This is a genomic window from Martelella sp. AD-3 (assembly GCF_001578105.1).
Classification (GTDB): domain Bacteria; phylum Pseudomonadota; class Alphaproteobacteria; order Rhizobiales; family Rhizobiaceae; genus Martelella.
Genome location: NZ_CP014275.1, coordinates 4,487,402 through 4,509,396, shown reverse-complemented (window position 1 = coordinate 4,509,396; position 21,995 = coordinate 4,487,402). Strand labels below are relative to the sequence as shown.

Genomic DNA, 21,995 nt, shown 5'->3' with positions numbered 1-21,995 from the left:
TTCCGGCGGTCGGGAAGGAAATTCGCCATGGTCGCCTCCTCCAGAAAACGTCTGATCGCCATCACCGCCGTCGCGGCCGTGATCTTCGCCGGCTTCGCGGCGCTCGGCATCTGGCAGGTCTATCGCCTGCAATGGAAGCTTGACCTGATCGCTGCCGTCGAGGCGCGGGTGGAAGCCCCGGCCGTGCCGGCGCCGGGCCCCGCCGACTGGCCTGAGATCACGCGCGCGAAAGATGCCTACCGCCACGTGACCGTCACCGGCAAGCTCATCAACAGTCAGGAAGTGCAGATCTACTACCCGACCGAACTCGGGCCCGGCTACTTCGTGATGACGCCGCTTTTGCGTCCGGACGGCAGCTATGTGCTGATCAATCGCGGCTTCGTGCCGGAGGAAAAGCGCGCGCGCTCGACCCGCTCGGCGCCGGAAGGCGAAGTGACCATATCCGGCCTCCTGCGCATGTCGGAGGACAAGGGCTGGCTGTTCTCGCGCGCCAACGATCCGGAGAACGGGAACTGGTACCGTCGCGACGTGGCCTCGATCATGGCAACCAAGGGGCTGAGACCCTTTGCCCCCTATTTCATCGATGCCGACAGCACCGTCAATCCGGGCGGCTATCCGATCGGTGGGCTGACAGTGGTGAAGTTCCGCAACGCACATCTGAGCTACGCGCTGACCTGGTTCGCCATGGCGCTCGGCACGCTTGCCCTTTATGCGCTGGTGCTGCGCTATGAAGGCGTATGGGGCACGCGGCCGCCGCCGGAAGAAGACGGGGAATAGGCCTTTCCGCGGCAGCGCGCGCTTCGGCGGCACTGCGGATAGGGCCGAGCTTGGCCGTCACCTTTTTCCGCCTGTGGAAAGCGATGAAGAAATCGCGCCCGCGTGCGGGTTCTACCACAGGTTGGTAGCCGATGAGGGTGGCGAGCAGTCATCTTTCGCCATATCGACATTTCGGCGAATGCGATTCGTCCGGCCCGCGCGCCCCGGCCTACGGGGCCGCAGACACTTCCTGTATCATTCCCCCTGTCATATTGTGTTAACTGTGAATATGGAATTCATGCGTGCGAAACACTATATATGGTGAGTTCGGGCATTTCAGTTCGCAGATATTGTGTTATGGTGATTCTATCGAATCAAGCTGATGCGTCAGCGGCGTCCGGTCTTCAAGGTTTTGAGTCCTCATAAGCATGTGTCGAAGTGATGTTCCCCGTGGACAGCGCGCGCCGTGCCGACTTCTGAGGCATGAAAACGCCAGTCCGGTCAATGCGTTCGAGGAGACTGTTGAGAGAGAGTGGCGGTGACGACTTGCAACCGCCGCGCCTTCCCCGGCTTTCGGCCGGCAACGGTCCGGTCCGGAGCCGATCCTGTTGATGATCAACATGGCCGGCTCCGCAAGATGCGCGGGAAAGCGCCGGCGATATGATCGGCGCTTTTGAAAAACAATGATTATGCGAGGATAACGATGAAGATCACTGTCTACTCCAAACCGGCTTGCGTGCAGTGCAATGCGACGACCCGCGCGCTCGAGCGCAAGGGCCTCGACTATGAAGTCGTCGACGTGTCGGTGGACAACGAAGCCTATGACCATGTCGTCGGCATGGGCTATCGCCAGGTGCCCGTCGTCGTTGCCGGCGAACAGCACTGGTCCGGCTTCCGCCCGGACATGATCGGCACCCTCGCCTGACCGTGTAATGCCGGCCCGAGGGCCGGCGCGCGAGCGCGCCCGCGCGGGAAAACGCAGCGGGCGCAGCAAGGACAAGACGGCGCGTCAAAGGACGCGCCGTGCTGGTGAAGAGGGAAAGGGATGACGGGCATGCTCGTCTATTATTCCAGCGCCACGGGCAATACGCACCGTTTCGTGACCAAGACCGGGCTCGAGGCAAGACGCCTCGGCCCCCAGGGGGATACGGAAACGGTGGATGCGCCCTATGTCCTCGTCGTGCCGACCTATGCCGGCGGCGACGGACGCGGCGCAGTGCCGAAGCCGGTCATCCGCTTCCTCAACAATCCGGAGAACAGGGCGCTGATCCGCGGCGTCATCGCTTCCGGAAACACGAATTTCGGAGAGACCTACGGCATTGCCGGCGACATCATCTCCGCGAAATGCAAGGTACCGTACCTCTATCGTTTCGAACTGCTCGGGACGGAAGAGGATGTCATCAACGTCAGACAGGGACTGGAAGAGTTTTGGAAACGGCAGAACTGAGGGTGGCCACAAGCGCCGAGGACGAAACCGTTCAGGAAACGGGCATGGAGAAAAGCGCCGACAAGGGCTCTGAAAAGGCCTCCGCCAAGACCAAGGCGGCGGCGCTCGACTATCACGCGCTGAACGCGATGCTCAATCTCTATGACGAGAACGGGCACATCCAGTTCGACAAGGACCGGATGGCGGCCAAGCAGTATTTTCTGCAGCATGTGAACCAGAACACCGTGTTTTTCCATAACCTCCGGGAAAAGCTCGATTATCTGGTCGATGAAGGCTATTACGAGCAGGAAGTGCTGGATCAGTATTCCTTCAACTTCGTGCGCGACCTGTGGGACCATGCCTTCGACAAGAAGTTCCGCTTCCAGACCTTCCTCGGCGCCTTCAAATATTATACCGCCTATACGCTGAAGACGTTTGACGGCAAACGCTATCTGGAGCGCTATGAGGACCGCGTCTGCATGGTGGCGCTGGCGCTGGCCAAGGGCGACGAGCAGCTTGCGACCGCACTGGTCGATGAAATCATCGCCGGCCGCTTCCAGCCGGCGACGCCGACCTTCCTCAACGCCGGCAAGAAGAGCCGCGGCGAGCTTGTGTCCTGCTTCCTTCTGCGCGTTGAAGACAATATGGAGAGTATCGGCCGCTCGATCAATTCGGCGCTGCAGCTTTCCAAGCGCGGCGGCGGCGTGGCGCTTTCGCTCACCAATATTCGCGAGCACGGCGCGCCGATCAAGAAGATCGAGAACCAGTCCTCCGGCGTCATCCCGGTGATGAAGCTGCTCGAGGACTCCTTCTCCTACGCCAACCAGCTTGGCGCGCGCCAGGGCGCTGGCGCGGTCTATCTCAACGCCCACCACCCGGACATCATGCGCTTCCTCGACACCAAGCGCGAGAATGCGGATGAAAAGATCCGCATCAAGACGCTGTCGCTCGGCGTGGTGATCCCGGACATCACCTTCGAGCTCGCCCGCAACAATGAGGACATGTACCTGTTTTCGCCCTATGACGTCGAACGCGTCTACGGCAAGGCGATGACCGAGGTGGAGATTTCCAAGCACTATCGCGAGATGGTCGACAACCCGGAAATCCGCAAGAAGAAGATCAATGCCCGCGCCTTCTTCCAGACGCTGGCCGAACTGCAGTTCGAGAGCGGCTATCCCTATATCCTGTTCGAGGATACCGCCAACCGCGCCAATCCGGTCGAAGGCCGGATTTCCATGAGCAATCTCTGCTCGGAAATCCTGCAGGTTTCGGAAGCCAGCGAATTCAACGAGGACCTGTCCTACAAGCATATGGGCAAGGACATTTCCTGCAATCTCGGCTCGATGAACATCGCCATGGCGATGGATTCGGAGGATTTCGGCCGCACTGTCGATACCGCGATCCGCGCGCTGACGGCCGTGTCCGACATGAGCCACATCTCCTCCGTGCCGTCGGTCGAAAAGGGCAATGACGAGAGCCACGCCATCGGGCTTGGCCAGATGAACCTGCACGGCTATCTCGCCCGCGAGCGCATCTTCTACGGCTCGGAGGAAGGCGTCGATTTCACCAATATGTATTTCTACGCCGTGACCTATAACGCGCTGAAGGCCTCGAACCGGATCGCCGTCGAACGCGGCGTCTCCTTTGCCGGCTTCGAGAACTCGAAATATGCCAGCGGTGAATATTTCGACAAATATACCGAGAAGGAATGGGCGCCGGCGACCGAGCGCGTGCGCGACCTGTTCGAAAAGGCCGGCATCGACCTGCCGACGCAGGAAGACTGGCTGGCGCTGAAGGACGCGGTGATGAAGGGCGGGCTCTATAACCGCAACCTGCAGGCCGTGCCGCCGACCGGATCGATCTCCTACATCAACAATGCCACGGCCTCGATCCACCCGATCGTGTCCAAGATCGAGATCCGCAAGGAAGGCAAGATCGGCCGCGTCTATTACCCGGCGCCGTTCATGTCGAACGACAATCTCGAATATTACCAGGACGCCTACGAGATCGGACCGGAAAAGATCATCGACACCTATGCGGCTGCCACCCAGCATGTCGACCAGGGCCTGTCGCTGACGTTGTTCTTCCGCGACACGGCGACCACCCGCGATGTCAACAAGGCGCAGATCTACGCCTGGAAGAAGGGCATCAAGACCATCTATTACATCCGTCTTCGGCAGATGGCGCTCTCGGGCACCGAGGTCGAAGGCTGCGTCTCCTGCAGCCTGTGATGAAGGGCAAGAAAACCATGAACATGCAGACCAAACCCGCCATCGCCGTGCCGCGCGCCGTCAACTGGAACCGCGTTGCCGACGAGAAGGATCTCGAAGTCTGGAACCGTCTGACGGGCAATTTCTGGCTGCCGGAGAAGGTGCCGCTGTCGAACGATATTCCGTCATGGTCGACGCTGAAGGAGAACGAGCAGCAGTTGACGATCCGCGTCTTCACCGGCCTGACGCTGCTCGACACCATACAGAACACAATCGGCTCCATCAGCCTGATGCCGGATGCGGTAACGCCGCATGAAGAGGCGGTTCTGTCGAACATCTCGTTCATGGAAGCCGTGCACGCGCGCTCCTATTCGTCGATCTTCTCGACGCTGTGCTCGATGGCCGAGGTCGACGACGCCTATCGCTGGTCGGAGGAAAATGCGTTTCTCCAGGAGAAGTCGCGTCTGATCCTGCACGAATACCGCGCGACCGACCCGCTGCGCAAAAAGATCGCCAGCGTCTTCCTCGAGAGCTTCCAGTTCTATTCGGGCTTCTATCTGCCGATGTACTGGTCGAGCCGCGCCAAGCTGACCAACACCGCCGATTTGATCCGGCTGATCATTCGCGACGAGGCGGTTCACGGCTATTATATCGGCTACAAGTTCCAGCAGGGCCTGAAGAAGGTCTCCGAGGACGAGCGTCAGGCGATCAAGGATTTTGCCTTCGGCCTTCTGTTCGAGCTTTACGAGATCGAATCGAAATATACCGAGGCGCTTTATGACAGCGTCGGCCTGACCGAGGACGTGAAGGCCTTCCTGCATTACAACGCCAACAAGGCGCTGATGAATCTCGGATACGAGGCGCTGTTCCCGGCGGAAGCCTGCAAGGTCAATCCGGCAATCCTGTCGGCGCTGTCGCCGAACGCCGACGAGAACCACGACTTCTTCTCCGGCTCCGGCTCGTCCTATGTCATCGGCAAGGCGGTCGCCACCGAGGATGACGACTGGGATTTCTGATCGCTTGCGGATCATCCGCATGACCAAAGGCGGTTCCGCATGGAGCCGCCTTTGCTTTGTTGACAGGGGCGGCAAACATTCCTACCTCGCGGATGATACGCCGACCCATCCCAGGAAAACATGGAGGCTGATATGACTGAAGAGCGCATTGTCCGTCTTGAAGAAACCGTCGCCTACCAGACCAAGACCATTGACGAGCTATCCGATCAGGTGGCTCAACAGTGGAAGAAGATCGAGAGTCTCGAGAAAAAGTTCGAACTTCTGACCGACCGCTTTCTCGAGCTTGAGGAAAGCGCCGGCGAACGGCCCGCCGTCACCAAGCCGCCGCATTACTGAGGCGCATCTCAGTCGGCGCGAATTTTGCCGTCAGACACAGTGAAGAACTGACCGTCATCGCCGAGCGCCTCAAACAGCGAGCGGTCAGTTCCGGTCATGAAGGCCTGGCCGCCGATTTCGGCAATGCGGGCGAAAAGGGCAGCGCGCCGCCCCTCATCCAGATGGGCGGCCACCTCGTCAAACAGCATCACCGGCGGATGGCCGCTGATGCGGCGCGTCAGCCGCGCATGCGCCAGCACAAGGCCGAGCAGCAGCGCCTTCTGCTCGCCCGTCGAGCAAAGGGCGGCGTCCATCTCCTTCTGCGCATGGCGCACCGCCATTTCGCTGCGGTGCGGACCTTCCAGCGTGCGTCCGGCGGCCGCATCGCGAAAGCGTTCCTCCTCCAGCACGGCCCGATAGCGATCCTCAAGATCGATTGCCGGTGCATCCGCCGCGTCGGCGAAGAAGCCGGCAAGCGCGATCTCGGGCGCAGGGAAGGGAGAACCCGCCTCGCTTTCGGCGATCAACCCGGTCAGGAGCGACAGCAGTTCACGCCGCGCCAGCGCCATGGCGACGCCAAGCCCCGCCATCTGTTCCTCAAGCCCGGAAAGCCAGGCAGGCTCCGTCCGCCGCTCGGACAAAAGCCGGTTGCGCGAGCGCATGGCCCGCTCGAAATCGGCAACGCGGCGGCCATGGGCGGGATCGATCGACAGCACCATCCGGTCGAGAAACCGCCGGCGATCGCCCGCCGGTCCGGTGAAAAGCCCGTCCATGGCCGGCGTCAGCCAGATCACCCGGACATGATCAAGGAGTTCGTCTCCGGACGCCGCCTGGGTGCCGTTGATGCGGACCCTGCGCCCCGTCCCCTCCGCGCCATCCGTGCCCGTGCCGATGGCGACGCTGCCTTCCATGCCCTCAAGCTCGGAAAACACGGTGAAACCGGCCGGCGCGCCCTTGCGCACCACCTGCGCATAGGACGCCCGCCGCATGCCGCGTCCGGGCGAGAGAAAGGAGACAGCCTCCAGAAGATTGGTCTTGCCCGAACCGTTCTCACCCGTCAGCACCACATGCCGCCCGTCCAGCGCAAGCCCGGCCTGCGGATAGTTGCGGAAATCGGTCAGTTTCAGCGCGGTGAGGAAGATGGAAGGCAGCATGGCGGTTTCTGTTCTTGTCGGTTCGCCCCTTATGGGACAAAAGCGCAGCCGGTGAAAGGCCGGATCCACGGTCTGCCTTGGTCCTCCGTCATCCCGGCGTAGCGGATCGGGCGGCGGGATCAACAAACAAGAAAGGCGTCGGGCATATCCCGACGCCTCCAATCTCTAGCGCATCGTTCTTTCCGAAAATCGGAATCGATTTTCGGAAAGAACGATGCGTAGATTCAATAGGTTAGAGCGTCCTTTGTGCATCCGAATGGATGCACGGCGCTCTAAGCTGCACGAAGAAACTCACTCCGTCCCGAAAAACTCCTTCATCCGGGCGAAGAAGCCGTTGGATTCCGGGTTGTTCTCGTTGGAGGAGAGTTCGTCGAATTCCTGCAGCAGTTCGCGCTGGCGGCGGGTGAGCTTCTGTGGGGTTTCAACGCGGACCTGAATGTAGAGGTCGCCCTTGTGCGAGGAGCGGAGCACCGGCATGCCCTTGCCCTTCAGGCGAAACTGCTTGCCGGTCTGTGTGCCCTCGGGAACCGAAACGCGCGACTTGGTGCCATCCAGCGTGGTCACCTCGAACTTGCCGCCAAGCGCCGCCTGGGTCATGGAGATCGGCACGACGCAATGCAGGTCCGCGCCGTCGCGCTGGAAGAAGGGGTGCGGCTTGACCGAGAGGAAGATGTAGAGGTCGCCGGAAGGACCGCCGCGAAGCCCGGCCTCGCCCTCGCCCTGAAGGCGGATGCGGGTGCCGTCCTCGATGCCGGCGGGAATATTGACCGAAAGCGAGCGCTCCTCGACCGTGCGGCCTTCGCCGCGGCATTTCGGACAGGGATCGGAAATCGTCTCGCCGCGGCCGTGACAGGTCGGACAGGTGCGTTCCACGGAGAAGAACCCTTGTGCCGCCCGGACCCGACCGGAGCCGTGACAGGTGGAACAGGTGGTCGGCGTGGAGCCGGGCTTGGCGCCGGACCCCGTGCATTCGTCGCAGACCACGGAGGTCGGAACCCTGATCTGCGCCGTCTTGCCCTCGAAGCTCTCCTCGAGCGTGATCTCCATATTGTAGCGCAGGTCCGCCCCGCGCTCGCGTCCACCGGAAGAGCGACGTCCGCGGGCGCCGCCCATCATTTCGCCAAAAATATCCTCGAAGATATCGGAGAAGCCGCCTGCGCCGCCGAAACCGCCGGCTGCGCCGAAGCCGCCGGCGCCCGGTCCGCCATTCTCGAAGGCGGCATGGCCGAAACGGTCATAGGCCGCACGCTTCTGCGGGTCCTTCAGCGTTTCATAGGCCTCGTTGATTTCCTTGAACTTCTTCTCGGCTTCGCTGTTATCCGGGTTGCGGTCCGGATGGTACTTCATCGCAAGTTTGCGGAAGGCGCTCTTGAGCTCCTTTTCGTCAACCGAACGGCTGACGCCGAGTGTCTCGTAATAGTCCGCTTTTGCCATGGAGTCTGCCAACCTCTTGAACAGAGTTTTCCGGCCGCCGAAGCGACGGCCGGATGTTTGGTTTCAGGAATGATCGGGAGCGACGCTCAGATCAAGCCGATTTCTTCTTGTCGTCGTCATCGCTGACATCTTCGAAGTCGGCATCAACAACGTCGCTTTCGGCGTCCTTGGCGGCGTCCGCGGAGGCAGCCGCGTTCTCATCCGCCTGCTGGGCCTCGTAAACGGCCTGGCCAAGCTTCATCGACACTTCCATCAGCGTCTGCGTCTTGGCCTGGATGTCATCGCCATCCGGCTCCTCGGCGCCGACCGCCGTCTTCAGTTCCTCGATCGCCGTCTTGATGGCGTTGCGGTCTTCCTCGGACACCTTCTCGCCATGCTCCTCGATCGACTTCTCGGTCGAGTGGATCAGGCTTTCGGCCTGGTTCTTCGCTTCGACCGCGGCGCGACGCTTCTTGTCTTCCTCGGCGTGGCTTTCGGCATCCTTGACCATCTGCTCGATGTCGCTGTCGGAAAGACCGCCGGACGCCTGGATGCGGATCTGGTGCTCCTTGCCGGTGCCCTTATCCTTGGCCGAGACGTTGACGATGCCGTTGGCGTCGATGTCGAAGGTGACTTCGATCTGCGGCACGCCGCGCGGGGCCGGCGGAATGCCGACGAGGTCGAACTGGCCGAGCATCTTGTTGTCGGCCGCCATTTCACGCTCGCCCTGGAAGACCCGGATGGTCACGGCGGACTGATTGTCCTCGGCCGTCGAGAAGGTCTGGCTCTTCTTCGTCGGGATCGTGGTGTTGCGGTCGATCAGACGGGTGAACACGCCGCCGAGCGTTTCGATGCCGAGCGACAGCGGCGTCACGTCGAGCAGCAGAACATCCTTGACGTCGCCCTGCAGCACGCCGCCCTGGATGGCAGCGCCAAGGGCCACGACTTCATCCGGGTTGACGCCCTTGTGCGGGTCCTTGCCGAACAGCTGCTTGACGGTTTCCTGAACCTTGGGCATGCGGCTCATGCCGCCGACGAGCACGACCTCGTCGATCTCGCTGGCAGAAACGCCGGCATCCTTCAGCGCCGCCTTGCAGGGGCCGACCGTGCGCTTGACGAGATCGTCGACCAGGCTTTCGAACTTGGCGCGGGTCAGCTTCAGCGTCAGGTGCTTCGGACCGGTCGCGTCGGCCGTGATGAACGGCAGGTTGATTTCGGTCTGCGACGAGGACGACAGCTCGATCTTGGCCTTTTCGGCGGCTTCCTTCAGGCGCTGCAGGGCAAGCTTGTCGGCGCGCAGGTCGATGCCGTTTTCCTTTTTGAACTCGTCGGCGAGGTATTCGACGAGACGCATGTCGAAATCTTCACCGCCAAGGAAGGTGTCGCCGTTCGTCGACTTCACTTCGAAGACGCCGTCGCCGATTTCGAGGATCGAGACGTCGAAGGTGCCGCCGCCAAGGTCATAGACGGCAATGGTCTTGCCTTCGTTCTTGTCGAGGCCATAGGCGAGAGCGGCAGCCGTCGGCTCATTGATGATGCGCAGCACTTCAAGGCCCGCGATCTTGCCGGCGTCCTTGGTGGCCTGACGCTGGGCGTCGTTGAAGTAGGCCGGAACCGTGATGACGGCCTGCTCGACCTTTTCGCCGAGATAGCTTTCGGCGGTTTCCTTCATCTTCTGCAGGACCATCGCGGAGATCTGCGAGGGCGAATAGGACTTGCCGGCAGCCTCGACCCAGGCGTCGCCATTGTCGCCCTTGACGATGCCGTAGGGCACCAGGCCCTTGTCCTTGGTCACGGTCGGGTCTTCGTAGCGGCGGCCGATCAGGCGCTTGACGGCGAAGAGGGTATTGGTGGGATTGGTCACGGCCTGACGCTTGGCCGGCTGGCCGACGAGGCGTTCACCGTCATCGGTGAAGGCCACCATGGAAGGGGTGGTGCGGGCGCCTTCGGCGTTTTCGATGACCTTGGCATCCTTGCCATCCATGATGGCGATGCAGGAATTCGTCGTTCCGAGGTCGATACCGATTACTTTAGCCATTTTCGCGTGTCTCCTTTTAAGCAGGCCATCCGAACCCTTCAGGCATTCTGTGACGGCCCCTTGAGCTATGGTCTTGATTTGATTTTGGCGGCGATAACGCCGTTGTGAGCGCTATATAATGAGCGCCAAATAGCTCTGCAAGGCGCTCGCTGAAGCTTATGACAGCATTTACGCGCCTATTTGGCGGCCCTCAGCATTGTTCTCCGTCACCAGATACCATCTTTCGGCCGACGCCGTGGCGCCCGTCTTCGACGCGTCTCAAGGGGATGTGGCCATACGCGAGGGATTTGCGGTCTGCCGCCCCCGATATCAACCCCTTCAGGGATTAACCATGGCTCAATTTCCGGCAAAGGCGGCTCACGCGCGACCGCGACCGCGAAATTCCGGTCACACGGTTTCGAAAGAGGCTTCAGACCGGATCGGGGCAGGCGCGCTCCCAGACGGCGCGCGGCAGGAGATGAACGCCCTGCCGGGCCGCCTCGCCCGCACCGACGATGTGGCCGATGCCCTCGGCCATCACCGCGAGCGTCATGTCGAAGGCGTTGAGGCTGTCGCCCTCCCCGCCCGTCAGATTGGCCATGGCGCCGCCGACGAAGAGATGAACGCGGTTGCCGGATGAAAGCCTGTGGGTGGTGACGGCGGGCAGCGCCTGTTCGCTCGGGCGCGCCAGAAGCGGCGACAACTCGATCTCGTCTATGCGGTGGCCGGAGTTCAGCAGGAAACAGCCGTCTTTCAGTTGCTCGATGATCTCGAAGGGCAGGACGTGATGGCCGCCGGTGCCCGTGACGATGACATCGGCCTCGGGCGCGAGTTCGGCGACGCTGCCGGTCCGCCAGCCGTCATAGCGCGCCTGCAGAAGACGGGCGGGGTCGATCTCGGCCACCATCACCGTGCCGCCGAAAGCGCGGGCGCTGGCCGCAAGCCCCTGGCCGACCGAGCCGTAGCCGACGACCAGCACATTCTTTTCATGCAGGCTCAAAAGCGTGCGGGTGAAGAATGCGTTCCAGGTGGTGAGCCCCACCATGTGGCGATTGTGAAGGCCCTCCTTCACCGGCAGATCGTCCCAGTTGAAGATCGGCCAGGGCGGAAGCGCGCCCTGAAGCCGGCTGATGCCGGAGCCCGTCGCCTCCAGCCCTGCCTTCACATCGGGCCATTCCAGACCGCGCGACAGAAGAAAATGGGTATAGTCCGAACCCATCTCGCAGAGATGCGTCGGCGCCCAGTCGAGACCATTCTCGATCGCCCGCTGCCAGTCGTCCTCCGGCATGTCCTTGAAGGCATCGACCCGGGCGCCCGCCGCCCGCATCGCGTCGACCACCTCGTTGCGCACTGTCGCCGGATTGCAGGTGGTGATGAAGAGCGCCGCGCCGCGCCCGGCAAGCCCTTCCACCAGCGGCAGCATCTTCATGTCGAGATGCATGCTCATGGCAAGCCTGACGCCGGACATGTCCGGCAGGTGGGAAACGGCGCGGACAACGCGCGGCATCTGCGCCCTGGCCCAGGCGGGTGTGATCTCGGTCATTGTCATAGGCTCCTGCCGGAAAATCTGCGGTCAGCGTCCATGGCGGCGCTGGTAACGGCCTCTCAGCCAGAAAATGACAAAGACAGCCAGAACGAACATTATGCCGACGCCGATCGCAAGCCATGGCGAAAACAGCGCGACATAGTTGATGATGTCCGGCAGAAAATAGCCGCCGATCAGAAGTCCGCCGAAGATGATCGCCGCCGCAATGATGGTCGAACGACTGGTCTGCTCGCTCATGGTCTGCTTGCCTCCCTGATGGATTTGAGATCCCGCACTTGGCGGCCCTCCGCATCAAAATTCGAAGGCGCGAGCCAGGCCTCGAAGGCCGCCCTGATCGCCGGCCATTCGCTGTCGATCATCGAAAACCAGGCGGTATCGCGGTTCTTGCCCTTGGCCACCATGTGGTTGCGGAAAATGCCCTCGAAGGTGAAGCCGAGCCGGTCCGCCGCCGCCCGGCTGACGACATGCTCGCTGTTGCATTTCCACTCATAACGCCGGTAACCGAGATCGTCGAAAACGTGGCGCGCCATCAGATACTGCACCTCTGTCGCAATCGGCGAGCGTTGCATGGCGGGGCCGTGGGCGACCGAGCCGATCTCGATCGCACCATTCGCCTCGTCGATGCGCATATAGCTCGCCATGCCGACGACCGCCCCGTCACCCGCCCTGCGAAAGACGCGCGTCACCCAGTTGCCCGAGGCGTTCTGCTGGTCGAGCCACGCATAGAAATCGGCAGGGCCGGAAAAATCGGGCTGGGGGAAGAAGCGCAGGAGGACATTGACGGCGTCTGCGGAACCGCCAAGCGCCTGCCAGAGCGCCGCGCCGTGCTCGCCCTCGTCATAGGGTTCGACCGTGACGTAAAGGCCGCGCTGATGAACGGGCTGCGGCCTCAGCCGCGGGACAAAACCGGAAAGATCGGACATGACGGCCTCCCTCGAGAAGCGGGCAAAACCGCAAGGCTTCGAATGTGAAAAAAAGCGCCCGGGCCTTCCGGCCGGGCGCCTTGTCCGTTGCTTGATCAGTATTTGCCGAGGGTCGCGCAGGCATCCTCGGCGAGTTTCTTGATACCGGCCCAGTCACCCCTGGCGACCAGATCCTTCGGCGCAACCCAGGAGCCGCCGACGCAGACGACGTTCGGAAGCTTCAGGTAATCCGGCGCATTGGCGAGCGATACGCCGCCGGTCGGGCAGAACTTGATGTCGGCGAGCGGGGAGGAAAGCGCCTTGAGGTAAGGCGCGCCGCCAGCCTGTTCGGCGGGGAAGAATTTCATCACGCGGTAGCCTTCCTCGCGCAGCGACAGCACTTCGCTGGCCGTCGCCGTGCCGGGCAGAAGCGGCACTTCGCTGTCATCGGCGGCGTCGAGGATATCGCCGTTGATGCCGGGCGAGACGATGAACTTGGCGCCAGCCTTTTCAGCCGCCGCGTAATCGCGCGCCGAAAGGATGGTGCCGGCGCCGATGACCGCGCCTTCGATCTCCTCGGACATGGCCTTGATGACGTCGAGCGCCGCGTCGGTGCGCAGGGTGATCTCCAGCGCTTTCAGCCCGCCCTCGACAAGCGCCCGCGCCAGCGGGACGGCATGTTCGACGGATTCCACGATCAGCACCGGAACGACGGGCTGGGCGGTAAGGGCATCGAGGAGGTTTTGGGTTTTTGCATCCATGGTCGCACTGGCCTTTTGCACTTTTTGTCGAACTGCGTTTGAAATACCCCGGCACAGGCATCAAGTCGAGACCGGAAGGGATTATAAATCGACTGGAATCATTGCCCGCGACAGTGGCCGTGTTATGACCTTATTCCTGTCATCGGGGTTTGATCTCGATTAACGCGGCTTCGCCCCGAGAAGGGCAGCAAGAGGGCTCGACATGGCCAGGGAAATCGAACGGAAGTTCCTCGTTGATGGCGACGGCTGGAAGGACGGCGCGGAAAAGGGCGTGCGGCTGAGACAGGCCTATCTGCTCGGCGCAGCCGACCGCTCCGCCCGCGTCCGGATAGTCGATGACGCGCGCGCCCGCATCACGCTGAAATTCGGCGCCGGCGCGATGAGCCGCGACGAATTCGAATATGACGTGCCCCTCGACGACGCGCTGGAAATGATCGCCTACGCCCTCGGCACCGTGATCGACAAGACGCGCTACCGCGTCCCCGCCGGCGATTTCGTCTGGGAAATCGATGTCTATCACCAAGACCTTGCAGGCCTCGTCGTTGCCGAGGTCGAACTGCCGAACGAGGCGGCAAGGCCGCATCTTCCCGACTGGCTCGGCCGCGAGGTGACCGGCGACGGGCGCTACACCAACCAGGCGCTTGCCGAGACCGGCATCATTCCCGAAGAGGACGGCTGACATGGCTTTCACGCTTGACCCGGAGAAACCGTTTGACGCGGCCGTCAAGAAGGTGGCCGTGTCGCAGCTCGAGGACGCCATCAAGGCGCTGAAGAAACAGCCCCGGGGCCTTGATGAGGCGATCCACGACGCCCGCAAGAAGTTCAAGCGCGTGCGCGGCCTGTTGCGGCTGGTCCGCCCGGCGGCGAAGGATTTTTCGCGACAGGAGAATGCGCGCATTCGCGACATGGCGGCAGGCCTTTCGGGCGGACGCGATGCGACCGCGCTGATCGAATGCGCGGCCTATCTGCGCGGTCTGGCGAACGGCGGCAGGCGCGACATGGCGCTTTCCCGGCTGGAAACGGCATTGCGCGAACGCCGCAGCAGCGCCGCCGTTTCCGACGCGGCGCTCCAGAAAAAGGCAAAGGACGCGATCCATACCTGCCGCGCGGCGATCGCCGCGATCGAGGAGGCCGACTTCAGCGAGGACCCGTCGGCGGCGGCGAAACGCCTTGGCAAGGCCTGGAAGAAGGAGCTCGCCAACGCCCAGGTCGCGCTGATGACGGTCCAGGCCGAGGGCGGGGACGACGACTTTCACGAATTGCGCAAGAAGAGCCAGGCTTACTGGATGTTCTCGGCGCTGCTCTCGCCGGCCTGGCCCTCGGCGCTGAAGGCCAAGCGCAACGACGCCAAGGCGCTTGCCGATCTGCTGGGCCACGAACATGATCTGAGCATGCTGCTTCAGCTACTGGATGGCCCTGATGCGCCCGGCCTTGATGCCGGAACGCTTGCGATCTGCCGGGATGCCGCCCTTGAGACCCGAACGCAGCTGCGCCGACGGGCGATCAAAAGCGCGCGCAAGACCTTCGGCGACGAGCCCGATGTCGAGGCGCGGATCATCAGGACCTTGTGGAAGAAACGCGCCCATGCGCATGACGGCGAATAATTGCCAAAAACCGCCGATCCGTGTATTGGCCAGCGCAATATTCGTGAATAGCCCGAGATTGAAGAAAGCGGAGAGAGACCATGCAAGGGTCCTATCTGGTCGCAGCGCTCTATCACTTCACGCGGTTTGCCGATTTTCGGGCGTTCCGCGCGCCGCTTTTTGCCTGTTGTGAGGAAAACGGCGTGCGCGGCACGCTGTTGCTTGCGCATGAGGGGATCAACGGCACGATCGCCGGCAGCCATGAAGGGATTGCCAATGTGCTCGCCTTCATCCGCGCGCGTCCCGAGTTTTCCGGCCTCGAGCACAAGGAAAGCCGCGCCTCGAAAATGCCCTTCAACCGCCTCAAGGTACGGCTAAAGAAGGAAATCGTCACCATGGGCGTCGAGGATATCGATCCCTTGAAGACGGTTGGCACCTATGTCGATCCAAAGGACTGGAACGACCTCATCACCGACCCGGACACGATCGTTATCGACACCCGCAATGATTACGAGACCGCGATCGGCATCTTCCGCGGCGCGGTCGACCCGCACACCAAGACCTTCCGCGAATTTCCGCGCTGGGTGGAGGAAAACAGGGGGCTGCACAACAAGCCGAAGATCGCCATGTACTGCACCGGCGGCATTCGCTGCGAGAAGGCGACCGCCTATATGAAGGAGCAGGGTTTCGAGGAGGTCTACCACCTGAAGGGCGGCATCCTGAAATATCTCGAGGACGTGCCGGAGGAAGAAAGCCTCTGGGACGGCGCCTGCTTTGTCTTCGACGAGCGCGTTTCCGTGACCCACGGCCTGAAGGAAGGCGAACATCAACTCTGCCACGCCTGCCGCCACCCGGTGACGCCGGAAGACAAGCTTTCCGCCGATTACGAGGAAGGCGTCTCCTGCCCGCATTGCGCCGAGACCTATTCGGATGCCGACCGCGCCCGCTTCCGCGAGCGCCAGCACCAGATCGCGCTCGCCAGGGCGCGCGGCGAACGGCATCTGGGGGCGTAAGGCGTTTTTTTCCCGAGAGAGAAGAAACCGCGCCCCGGACGCCCGCTCGACGAAAAACCTCTCCCTTTTACGGACGTCACCCTCGGCCTTGTGCCGAGGATCTAACCTCTTTGCCCTACGAGCGGAGCTCCTGTTTTGCAACAGGCTGATTTATCGCGCCGCTCCATCTGAAACGCCTATCGCGTTGATACGTGTCTAGATGCTCGGGACAAGCCCGAGCATGACGGCGGAGAGTGGGGCAGGCATGTGTCAGCAGCCTGAAGGCGTCCCGGACGTGGCGTCCGGAATGACCGAACCCGCCAAATCATCAATGGTGGAAGCCGGAGGCCTCGTCCTCGGTCAGCGGCGTGCTGATCGGGTGCGCCTTGAAGTAATCCACCGCCGCCTTTATGTCCTCGATCAGCAGCGAGCAGAGGTCGATCGACACGCCATTTCGAACCAGAATGCGCTGGATCGCCTGATCCTGGCAATTGGCCGGGAGCGTATAGGCCGGCACCTGCCAGCCGCGCGTGCGCAACCGGTCGGCGAGATCAAACAGGGTGTAATTGGTTTTAAGGCCGTCCTTGAGCTTCCACGAGACGGCCGGAATGCCCTTCTTCATGTCGCCGTCAAAGACGATATCGACGAGGCCGGTCTTTTCCAGTTCCTCCGCCAGAAAGGCGGCGCTGCGGTAGCAGGCCTCGTGCACCTTGCGATAACCCTGACGGCCAAGCCGCAGGAAATTGTAGTACTGGCAGATTACCTGGCCGCCGGGGCGGGAGAAATTGAGCGCGATGTCGCGCATGTTGCCGCCCAGATAATTGACCCAGAAGACCATTTCCTCGGGCAGGTCCTTGTCCTCGCGCCACAGCACCCAGCCGACGCCGAGCGGCGAGAGGCCGAACTTGTGACCCGACGCATTGATCGATTTCACGCGCGGCAGGCGGAAGTCCCATTCCAGTTCCGGCGCGCAGAAGGGCGCCAGGAAGCCGCCGCTCGCCCCATCCACATGGATCGGGATATCAAGCCCGGTGCGCGCCTGAAGATCGTCGAGCGCGTCGGAAACGGCCTTCACCGGCTCGTATTCGCCGGTATAGGTGACGCCGAGCGTCGGCACCACGCCGATCGTGTTTTCGTCGCAGAGCTCTAGCACCTCTTCCGGCGTCATCAGCAGGCGGCCGTTTTCCATCGGGATCTCGCGATGTTCGACATCCCAGTAACGGGTGAACTTGTGCCAGCAGATCTGCACCGGGCCGGTGATCAGGTTGGGCTTGTCGGTCGGCTTGCCTTCTGCCTTGCGCCTTGCCTCCCAGCGGCGCTTCATCGCAAGCCCGCCGAGCATTGCGGCTTCGGACGAGCCGGTGGTCGACGTCCCGGTGACCGGGCCTTCCGGCGCATGCCAGAGATCGCCCAGCATCCGCACGCAGCGCGCCTCGATTTCGGCCGTCTGCGGGTACTCGTCCTTGTCGATCATGTTCTTGTCGATGCAGTCATCCATCAGCTTGTGGATCTCGGGCTCCTCCCAGGTCTGGCAGAAGGTCGCGAGATTCTGCCGGGCATTGCCGTCAAGCAGGAGTTCGTCATGGATCGCCGCATAGGCAAGACGCGGCGCGCGCTCCTTCTCGGGAAAGCCGGACTTTGGCAGGATCGCCGAAAGATCGGCAGCGCCGTAGGTCTCGTCATTGGGATCAAACAGACCGTCCTGTTCGCGTTCTTCCGCCATCGACTTCATCTCCCTTTGTCGCAGGTCCTTGTCAAACAAGTATCGGCTCGTTCTCGGACGGTCAAGGCAAGCTGCGTAAGCGCAAACTTTCGTGAAGAGGCGCCGGCTGAAAGACTTCCTGCACTTGATTTCCGATCCGCCCGCCCGTAGAGATCATTCAACAGGGCGACAGCCCGCGCAGACCCGAGGCGAGAATATTCGGATCATGCAGATCACGCTTACCCATCCTGCAGACGATGCGCGCGCGCCGCGCAAGCGGTTTTTCCCGCTTGGCCTTGCCTTCGGCCTTCTGCTCGTTCTTCTGGTCTCCGCCTGCGGGCAGCGCCCCGGACCCGAGGTCATCTATCCGCATCCGGCGACCGTGGAGGGCGCGCGCACCGTCACCGTCTATGTGGCGACCACGCGCGAACGGGCCGAAGAGCCGATTGACGGCTTCACTCCGGAACGCGAGGACGACCTGAGCTATGCCGAGTTCGTGATCTCGATCCCGCCCGGCCACGATCCCGGTGAAATCGAATGGCCCTATTCGCGCAAGGCCAGGCCCGACGAGCATTTCACGGTTCTCAAGCACACCGCGCTGTCAAAGGCGGCCTTTGACGCGCGCATCGGAAGGGCTGCGCGCGCAACAGGCAATGGCGTTGCCGGCGTCTTCGTGCACGGCTTCAACGTCTCCTTCCAGGAGGGGCTGTTCCGCATGGCCCAGCTTGCAGCGGACACCAATGTCTCGGGCGTGCCGATCCTGTTTTCCTGGCCGTCGCAGGCGCGCCTTCTCGACTACGCGACCGACAAGGAGTCCGCCACCTTCTCCCGCGACGGGCTGACCGATGTGCTCGACCAGGTCACGGCGCTTTCCAGCGTGCGCTCGGTCATGCTTTTCGGCCACAGCATGGGCGGCTGGCTGACCATGGAAGCGCTCAGGCAGCTGAGCCTGGAGGACAACCGCAGGGCGCTCGGCAAGCTCAATGTCATCCTCGCCGCTCCCGATATCGACGAGGACGTGTTCGCCGCACAGGTGGACGTGATCGGCCCGCTTGATCCGCCGCTTCTGGTGATGGTCTCCGGCGACGACCGCGCGCTCGGCTTTTCCCGCTTCATCCAGGGCAACCGCCAGCGCGCCGGCCAGCTCGACATTACCGATCCGGAGGTGCTGGAGATGGCCGAGAGGAAGAATGTCGCGCTCGTCGACATTTCCTCGGTTTCGTCGCGCGATGCGCTCAACCACAGCCGCTATGCCGCCCTTGCGGCGATCTATCCCGAGCTCGACGAGGATACCGAACTCGGCAGCATGGCAAGGCGTCCCGGCGCCCGCTTCCTCGATGCCGTGGGCCGCACGGCCAACCCCGCCGCGACCGCCGAGACCCGGGGCGCCGCCGGGCAATAGCCGGTCGCAAAAGCCCGTTTCCGGCCGAAAGAACGGGCAAATCTCACGGAACCGTTCCTTGCAAACGCGGCCATGACCTTTAAGGGTTGGGACGATGACCGCGAGCGAAAGGAGGATATGATGCGCGCAGGCTCAAGATACCAGCACCTCGTCCACGGCGCGGGCTGTCCGTGCCACACGCCGGAATTTGCCCGCCTCAACCGACGCCTGATGGACGGTTTCAGCCGGCGCTCTGTGCTGAAGGGGGCGGCCGCAACGATTGCCGCCGGCGCGCTTGCCTCCATGCCGTCGCTTGCCGAGGCGAATGATCGTTCCGTCCTTCTGACCAATGTGCGCATCTTCGACGGCCTTTCCGACGCACTCATCGAAGGCAGGAACGTGCTTGTCAGCGGCGGCCGGATCAAGGCCCTCGTTCCTCTCGCGGAAGATGTCGCAGACGCCGATATCGTCGATTGCGGCAACCGCGTGCTGATGCCGGGGCTGATCGACGCGCATTGGCATTCGCTGCTCTGCGCCATCCCGATGCAGACGGCAATGACCGCCCAGGTGCCCTACGTCCACCTGGTGGCGGCCGCCGAATCGGAAAAGACGCTGATGCGCGGCTTCACGACGGTGCGCGATGTCGGCGGCCCCGCCTTTGCGCTCAAACGCGCGATCGACGGCGGCAAGGCCATCGGCCCGCGCATCTACCCGGCCGGCGCGATGATCACCCAGACCTCCGGGCACGGTGATTTCCGCTTGCCCTATGAGATACCCGCCTCCGACCAGACCAATCTCAGCCATGCGGAGGAGGCCGGCATTTCCTCGATCGCCAACGGCGTGCCGCAGGTCCTGAACCGGGTGCGCGAGCAACTGATGCTCGGCGCCAGCCAGATCAAGATCATGACCGGCGGCGGCGTATCCTCGCAATATGACCCTATCCCCAGCCTGCAGTTTACGCCGGAGGAAATCCGGGCTGCGGTGCAGGCAACCAGGGACTGGGGCACATATGTCTGCGCCCATGTCTACACCGCCGAAGGCATCAGGCGCTCGATCGAAAACGGCGTCGCCTGCATCGAACACGGCCAGCTCGCCGACGAGGAGACCGTGCGCATGATCATCGACACGGGAACGTGGTGGAGCATCCAGCCCTTCCTTGCAGACGAAGATTCCAACCCGCAGGGCACAGAACAGCAGCGCCAGGACCAGCGCAACATCGCCGAGGGCACGGTGCGCTGCTTCGAATGGGCCGAGAGGTTCAACATCGAGCGGATGGTCTGGGGCACGGATATCCTGTTCAATCCGGCCAAGACGAATTCGCAGGGGCGTCAGCTCGCCAAGCTCGCCGAGTGGTTCTCCCCTGCGACGGTGCTGAAAATGGCCACCAGCCGGACCGGCGAACTCCTGCAGCTCTCCGGCGAGCGCAATCCCTATCGCGGGCGGATCGGCGTGATCGAGGCCGGTGCCTTTGCCGACATGCTGCTGATCGGCGGCAATCCGCTCGAGGATATTTCGCTGATCGCCGATCCCGACAACATGGCGGTCATCATGAAGGACGGCCGCTTCTTCAAGAACACGCTTGCCTAGGAGCACAGCATGCGCGCACCTGCCGTAACTCTCCTTCTCGCAGCCGCGGCAGCGGCCGGCCTTACCGGCAAGACATTCGCGGCCGACCCGGTCGCGCCCCCGGCCCCGCAGCCGGCGATACCCGCGCTTGCCAACGGCTGGTCGTTTGAACTGACGCCCTACATCTGGGGGGCGGGCCTTTCCGGTAAGGTCTCGCCTTTCAGCAGCGCGCCGACCGTCAGGGTCGAGCGCAGCTTTTCCGAAATCCTGGAGGAGCTCAACCTTGCCGGCTTCGTCAATTTCCATGCGACAAACGGCAGGTTCGGCGCCTATGCGGACGTGATGTATGTCGACACCCGCGAAGACCACGCCACCGGCCCGGTCACGCTTCCGGGCTTCGGCCCAGTGCCGGGCGTCAACGTCAACCTCGACACCAAGCTCTTCAATGCCGCGCTGTTCGGCACCTACCGCCTGGCCGACACGGAACGCCTCGCGCTCGACGCGCTTGCCGGCGTGCGCGTCTTCAGGGCATGGGCCGATGTTTCGGCCGCCATCCCCGGCACGCCATACAACTATCAGGCCAGGAGCGATTTCGGCTGGGTTGATCCGGCCGTCGGCGCGCGTCTGGAATATGATTTCGGCAAAGGATTCGGGTTTGTCGGCCAGGCCGACATCGGAGGCGCCTCCTGGGGTTCGGATCTCACCTGGCAGGCCATGGGCGCGGTCACGTACGACGTGTCCTCTGCCACGGCCGTGTCGCTCGGCTACAAATACCTTTCCGTTGATTATGACCGGGACGGACATCTGCTCGACATCGATATGCAGGGACCGACGCTCGGACTGACTTTCCGGTTCTGATCCGGGACGGCTGTTAAGCCTGACAGCCGGTCTTGGTTGACACCGGCTGTCGCTGTAAGGGACACTGCCCGCCGAAGCCGGGATGGAAAACGACAAACAAAGAGGGTCAAGTGCGGGGCGTGCGTGTGTTGCGTAAAGCGGGTTTTGTTCTGTTTGGGCCGTTGCTGCTCGCGTCCTGCGGCATGAGCGAACGCGGCCCGGTCATTCCCTTCTTCGGGGCCTATTTCCCCTCCTGGATCGCCTGTTCGCTGATCGGCATTTTCGGCTCCGTCATCATTCGGCTGATCTTCATCAAGGCCGGCATCGATGCGGTGATGCCGCTTCGGGTCGTGGTCTACCTGTTCCTGGCGATCGCCATCGGTCTCGCCTCGTCAATCCTTCTGTTCGGGCGCTAAAC

21 protein-coding genes are annotated in these 21,995 nt (G+C 62.5%); 13 read left to right on the top strand and 8 right to left on the bottom strand.

What is annotated here, in order from left to right; translation table 11 throughout:
- The first annotated feature begins 27 nt into the window (after positions 1-27).
- From AZF01_RS20875 to AZF01_RS20850, 6 genes are all read left to right on the top strand, one after another.
- Positions 28-777, top strand: a complete 750-nt coding sequence (locus AZF01_RS20875) for an SURF1 family protein (RefSeq protein ID WP_024706302.1) — start codon at positions 28-30, stop codon at positions 775-777.
- Positions 778-1,459: 682 nt separating this feature from the next.
- Complete coding sequence (nrdH, locus tag AZF01_RS20870; protein ID WP_024706748.1) at positions 1,460-1,681, top strand: glutaredoxin-like protein NrdH; 222 nt, start codon at positions 1,460-1,462, stop codon at positions 1,679-1,681.
- 120 nt (positions 1,682-1,801) lie between these two features.
- Positions 1,802-2,203, top strand: coding sequence for a class Ib ribonucleoside-diphosphate reductase assembly flavoprotein NrdI (gene nrdI, locus AZF01_RS20865; RefSeq protein ID WP_024706749.1), 402 nt, complete (start codon positions 1,802-1,804; stop codon positions 2,201-2,203).
- Positions 2,204-2,247: 44 nt separating this feature from the next.
- The gene (gene nrdE, locus AZF01_RS20860; RefSeq protein ID WP_036236053.1) at positions 2,248-4,413 is read left to right on the top strand and encodes a class 1b ribonucleoside-diphosphate reductase subunit alpha; all 2,166 of its coding nucleotides are present in this window, start codon (positions 2,248-2,250) and stop codon (positions 4,411-4,413) included.
- A 17-nt stretch (positions 4,414-4,430) separates the two neighbouring features.
- Positions 4,431-5,408 (top strand): class 1b ribonucleoside-diphosphate reductase subunit beta, encoded by a 978-nt coding sequence (nrdF, locus tag AZF01_RS20855; protein ID WP_024706751.1) that lies wholly within the window; start codon positions 4,431-4,433, stop codon positions 5,406-5,408.
- A gap of 132 nt (positions 5,409-5,540) precedes the next feature.
- A complete protein-coding gene (locus tag AZF01_RS20850; protein ID WP_036236057.1) occupies positions 5,541-5,744 on the top strand; it encodes a SlyX family protein in 204 nt (67 codons plus the stop codon).
- A gap of 8 nt (positions 5,745-5,752) precedes the next feature.
- Here AZF01_RS20850 and recF read toward each other — a convergent pair whose 3' ends face one another.
- The 7 genes from recF to AZF01_RS20815 form a co-directional block, all read right to left on the bottom strand.
- On the bottom strand, positions 5,753-6,877 hold the full coding sequence (gene recF / locus AZF01_RS20845; RefSeq protein ID WP_024706753.1) for a DNA replication/repair protein RecF: 1,125 nt from the start codon (positions 6,875-6,877) through the stop codon (positions 5,753-5,755).
- Between the two features lie 291 nt (positions 6,878-7,168).
- A complete protein-coding gene (dnaJ, locus tag AZF01_RS20840; RefSeq protein ID WP_024706754.1) occupies positions 7,169-8,311 on the bottom strand; it encodes a molecular chaperone DnaJ in 1,143 nt (380 codons plus the stop codon).
- Positions 8,312-8,402: 91 nt separating this feature from the next.
- A complete protein-coding gene (gene dnaK / locus AZF01_RS20835; RefSeq protein ID WP_024706755.1) occupies positions 8,403-10,328 on the bottom strand; it encodes a molecular chaperone DnaK in 1,926 nt (641 codons plus the stop codon).
- Positions 10,329-10,737: 409 nt separating this feature from the next.
- On the bottom strand, positions 10,738-11,850 hold the full coding sequence (locus AZF01_RS20830; protein ID WP_051423987.1) for an adenosylhomocysteinase: 1,113 nt from the start codon (positions 11,848-11,850) through the stop codon (positions 10,738-10,740).
- A 30-nt stretch (positions 11,851-11,880) separates the two neighbouring features.
- Positions 11,881-12,090 (bottom strand): hypothetical protein, encoded by a 210-nt coding sequence (locus tag AZF01_RS20825; protein ID WP_024706757.1) that lies wholly within the window; start codon positions 12,088-12,090, stop codon positions 11,881-11,883.
- Positions 12,087-12,776 carry a GNAT family N-acetyltransferase gene (locus AZF01_RS20820; protein ID WP_024706758.1) on the bottom strand — a complete coding sequence of 230 codons (690 nt, stop codon included), beginning with the start codon at positions 12,774-12,776 and terminating at the stop codon, positions 12,087-12,089. Before AZF01_RS20820 ends, AZF01_RS20825 begins: the two co-directional genes overlap by 4 nt.
- A 95-nt stretch (positions 12,777-12,871) precedes the next feature.
- Positions 12,872-13,516 (bottom strand): 2-dehydro-3-deoxy-phosphogluconate aldolase, encoded by a 645-nt coding sequence (locus AZF01_RS20815; RefSeq protein ID WP_024706759.1) that lies wholly within the window; start codon positions 13,514-13,516, stop codon positions 12,872-12,874.
- A 202-nt stretch (positions 13,517-13,718) separates the two neighbouring features.
- Here AZF01_RS20815 and AZF01_RS20810 point away from each other — a divergent pair, with 202 nt between their 5' ends.
- The 3 genes from AZF01_RS20810 to AZF01_RS20800 all read left to right on the top strand — a co-directional run bounded on the left by AZF01_RS20810 (position 13,719) and on the right by AZF01_RS20800 (position 16,112).
- Positions 13,719-14,195, top strand: coding sequence for a CYTH domain-containing protein (locus AZF01_RS20810; protein WP_024706760.1), 477 nt, complete (start codon positions 13,719-13,721; stop codon positions 14,193-14,195).
- A gap of 1 nt (position 14,196) precedes the next feature.
- Positions 14,197-15,120 carry a CHAD domain-containing protein gene (locus tag AZF01_RS20805; protein WP_024706761.1) on the top strand — a complete coding sequence of 308 codons (924 nt, stop codon included), beginning with the start codon at positions 14,197-14,199 and terminating at the stop codon, positions 15,118-15,120.
- Positions 15,121-15,200: 80 nt separating this feature from the next.
- Positions 15,201-16,112, top strand: coding sequence for a rhodanese-related sulfurtransferase (locus tag AZF01_RS20800; protein WP_036236049.1), 912 nt, complete (start codon positions 15,201-15,203; stop codon positions 16,110-16,112).
- Between the two features lie 307 nt (positions 16,113-16,419).
- Here the strand turns inward: AZF01_RS20800 and AZF01_RS20795 are convergent, their stop codons facing one another.
- The gene (locus AZF01_RS20795; RefSeq protein WP_024706762.1) at positions 16,420-17,814 is read right to left on the bottom strand and encodes a glutamate decarboxylase; all 1,395 of its coding nucleotides are present in this window, start codon (positions 17,812-17,814) and stop codon (positions 16,420-16,422) included.
- 205 nt (positions 17,815-18,019) lie between these two features.
- Here AZF01_RS20795 and AZF01_RS20790 point away from each other — a divergent pair, with 205 nt between their 5' ends.
- The 4 genes from AZF01_RS20790 to AZF01_RS20775 all read left to right on the top strand — a co-directional run bounded on the left by AZF01_RS20790 (position 18,020) and on the right by AZF01_RS20775 (position 21,993).
- Positions 18,020-19,195 carry an alpha/beta hydrolase gene (locus AZF01_RS20790; protein WP_024706763.1) on the top strand — a complete coding sequence of 392 codons (1,176 nt, stop codon included), beginning with the start codon at positions 18,020-18,022 and terminating at the stop codon, positions 19,193-19,195.
- Between the two features lie 120 nt (positions 19,196-19,315).
- Complete coding sequence (locus AZF01_RS20785; RefSeq protein ID WP_036236062.1) at positions 19,316-20,761, top strand: amidohydrolase family protein; 1,446 nt, start codon at positions 19,316-19,318, stop codon at positions 20,759-20,761.
- A gap of 9 nt (positions 20,762-20,770) precedes the next feature.
- On the top strand, positions 20,771-21,598 hold the full coding sequence (locus tag AZF01_RS20780; protein WP_024706765.1) for a hypothetical protein: 828 nt from the start codon (positions 20,771-20,773) through the stop codon (positions 21,596-21,598).
- Between the two features lie 182 nt (positions 21,599-21,780).
- Positions 21,781-21,993, top strand: a complete 213-nt coding sequence (locus AZF01_RS20775; protein WP_051423990.1) for a YtcA family lipoprotein — start codon at positions 21,781-21,783, stop codon at positions 21,991-21,993.
- The last annotated feature ends 2 nt before the right edge of the window (positions 21,994-21,995 follow it).

Excerpts from the sequence above, each read along its gene's own strand:
- AZF01_RS20875 (WP_024706302.1), top strand. The coding sequence starts at position 28 with ATGGTCGCCTCCTCCAGAAAACGTCTGATCGCCATCACCGCCGTCGCG.
- nrdH (WP_024706748.1), top strand. The coding sequence starts at position 1,460 with ATGAAGATCACTGTCTACTCCAAACCGGCTTGCGTGCAGTGCAATGCG.
- nrdI (WP_024706749.1), top strand. The coding sequence starts at position 1,802 with ATGACGGGCATGCTCGTCTATTATTCCAGCGCCACGGGCAATACGCAC.
- nrdE (WP_036236053.1), top strand. The coding sequence starts at position 2,248 with ATGGAGAAAAGCGCCGACAAGGGCTCTGAAAAGGCCTCCGCCAAGACC.
- nrdF (WP_024706751.1), top strand. The coding sequence starts at position 4,431 with ATGAACATGCAGACCAAACCCGCCATCGCCGTGCCGCGCGCCGTCAAC.
- AZF01_RS20850 (WP_036236057.1), top strand. The coding sequence starts at position 5,541 with ATGACTGAAGAGCGCATTGTCCGTCTTGAAGAAACCGTCGCCTACCAG.
- recF (WP_024706753.1), bottom strand. The coding sequence starts at position 6,877 with ATGCTGCCTTCCATCTTCCTCACCGCGCTGAAACTGACCGATTTCCGC.
- dnaJ (WP_024706754.1), bottom strand. The coding sequence starts at position 8,311 with ATGGCAAAAGCGGACTATTACGAGACACTCGGCGTCAGCCGTTCGGTT.
- dnaK (WP_024706755.1), bottom strand. The coding sequence starts at position 10,328 with ATGGCTAAAGTAATCGGTATCGACCTCGGAACGACGAATTCCTGCATC.
- AZF01_RS20830 (WP_051423987.1), bottom strand. The coding sequence starts at position 11,850 with ATGACCGAGATCACACCCGCCTGGGCCAGGGCGCAGATGCCGCGCGTT.
- AZF01_RS20825 (WP_024706757.1), bottom strand. The coding sequence starts at position 12,090 with ATGAGCGAGCAGACCAGTCGTTCGACCATCATTGCGGCGGCGATCATC.
- AZF01_RS20820 (WP_024706758.1), bottom strand. The coding sequence starts at position 12,776 with ATGTCCGATCTTTCCGGTTTTGTCCCGCGGCTGAGGCCGCAGCCCGTT.
- AZF01_RS20815 (WP_024706759.1), bottom strand. The coding sequence starts at position 13,516 with ATGGATGCAAAAACCCAAAACCTCCTCGATGCCCTTACCGCCCAGCCC.
- AZF01_RS20810 (WP_024706760.1), top strand. The coding sequence starts at position 13,719 with ATGGCCAGGGAAATCGAACGGAAGTTCCTCGTTGATGGCGACGGCTGG.
- AZF01_RS20805 (WP_024706761.1), top strand. The coding sequence starts at position 14,197 with ATGGCTTTCACGCTTGACCCGGAGAAACCGTTTGACGCGGCCGTCAAG.
- AZF01_RS20800 (WP_036236049.1), top strand. The coding sequence starts at position 15,201 with ATGCAAGGGTCCTATCTGGTCGCAGCGCTCTATCACTTCACGCGGTTT.
- AZF01_RS20795 (WP_024706762.1), bottom strand. The coding sequence starts at position 17,814 with ATGGCGGAAGAACGCGAACAGGACGGTCTGTTTGATCCCAATGACGAG.
- AZF01_RS20790 (WP_024706763.1), top strand. The coding sequence starts at position 18,020 with ATGCAGATCACGCTTACCCATCCTGCAGACGATGCGCGCGCGCCGCGC.
- AZF01_RS20785 (WP_036236062.1), top strand. The coding sequence starts at position 19,316 with ATGCGCGCAGGCTCAAGATACCAGCACCTCGTCCACGGCGCGGGCTGT.
- AZF01_RS20780 (WP_024706765.1), top strand. The coding sequence starts at position 20,771 with ATGCGCGCACCTGCCGTAACTCTCCTTCTCGCAGCCGCGGCAGCGGCC.
- AZF01_RS20775 (WP_051423990.1), top strand. The coding sequence starts at position 21,781 with ATGAGCGAACGCGGCCCGGTCATTCCCTTCTTCGGGGCCTATTTCCCC.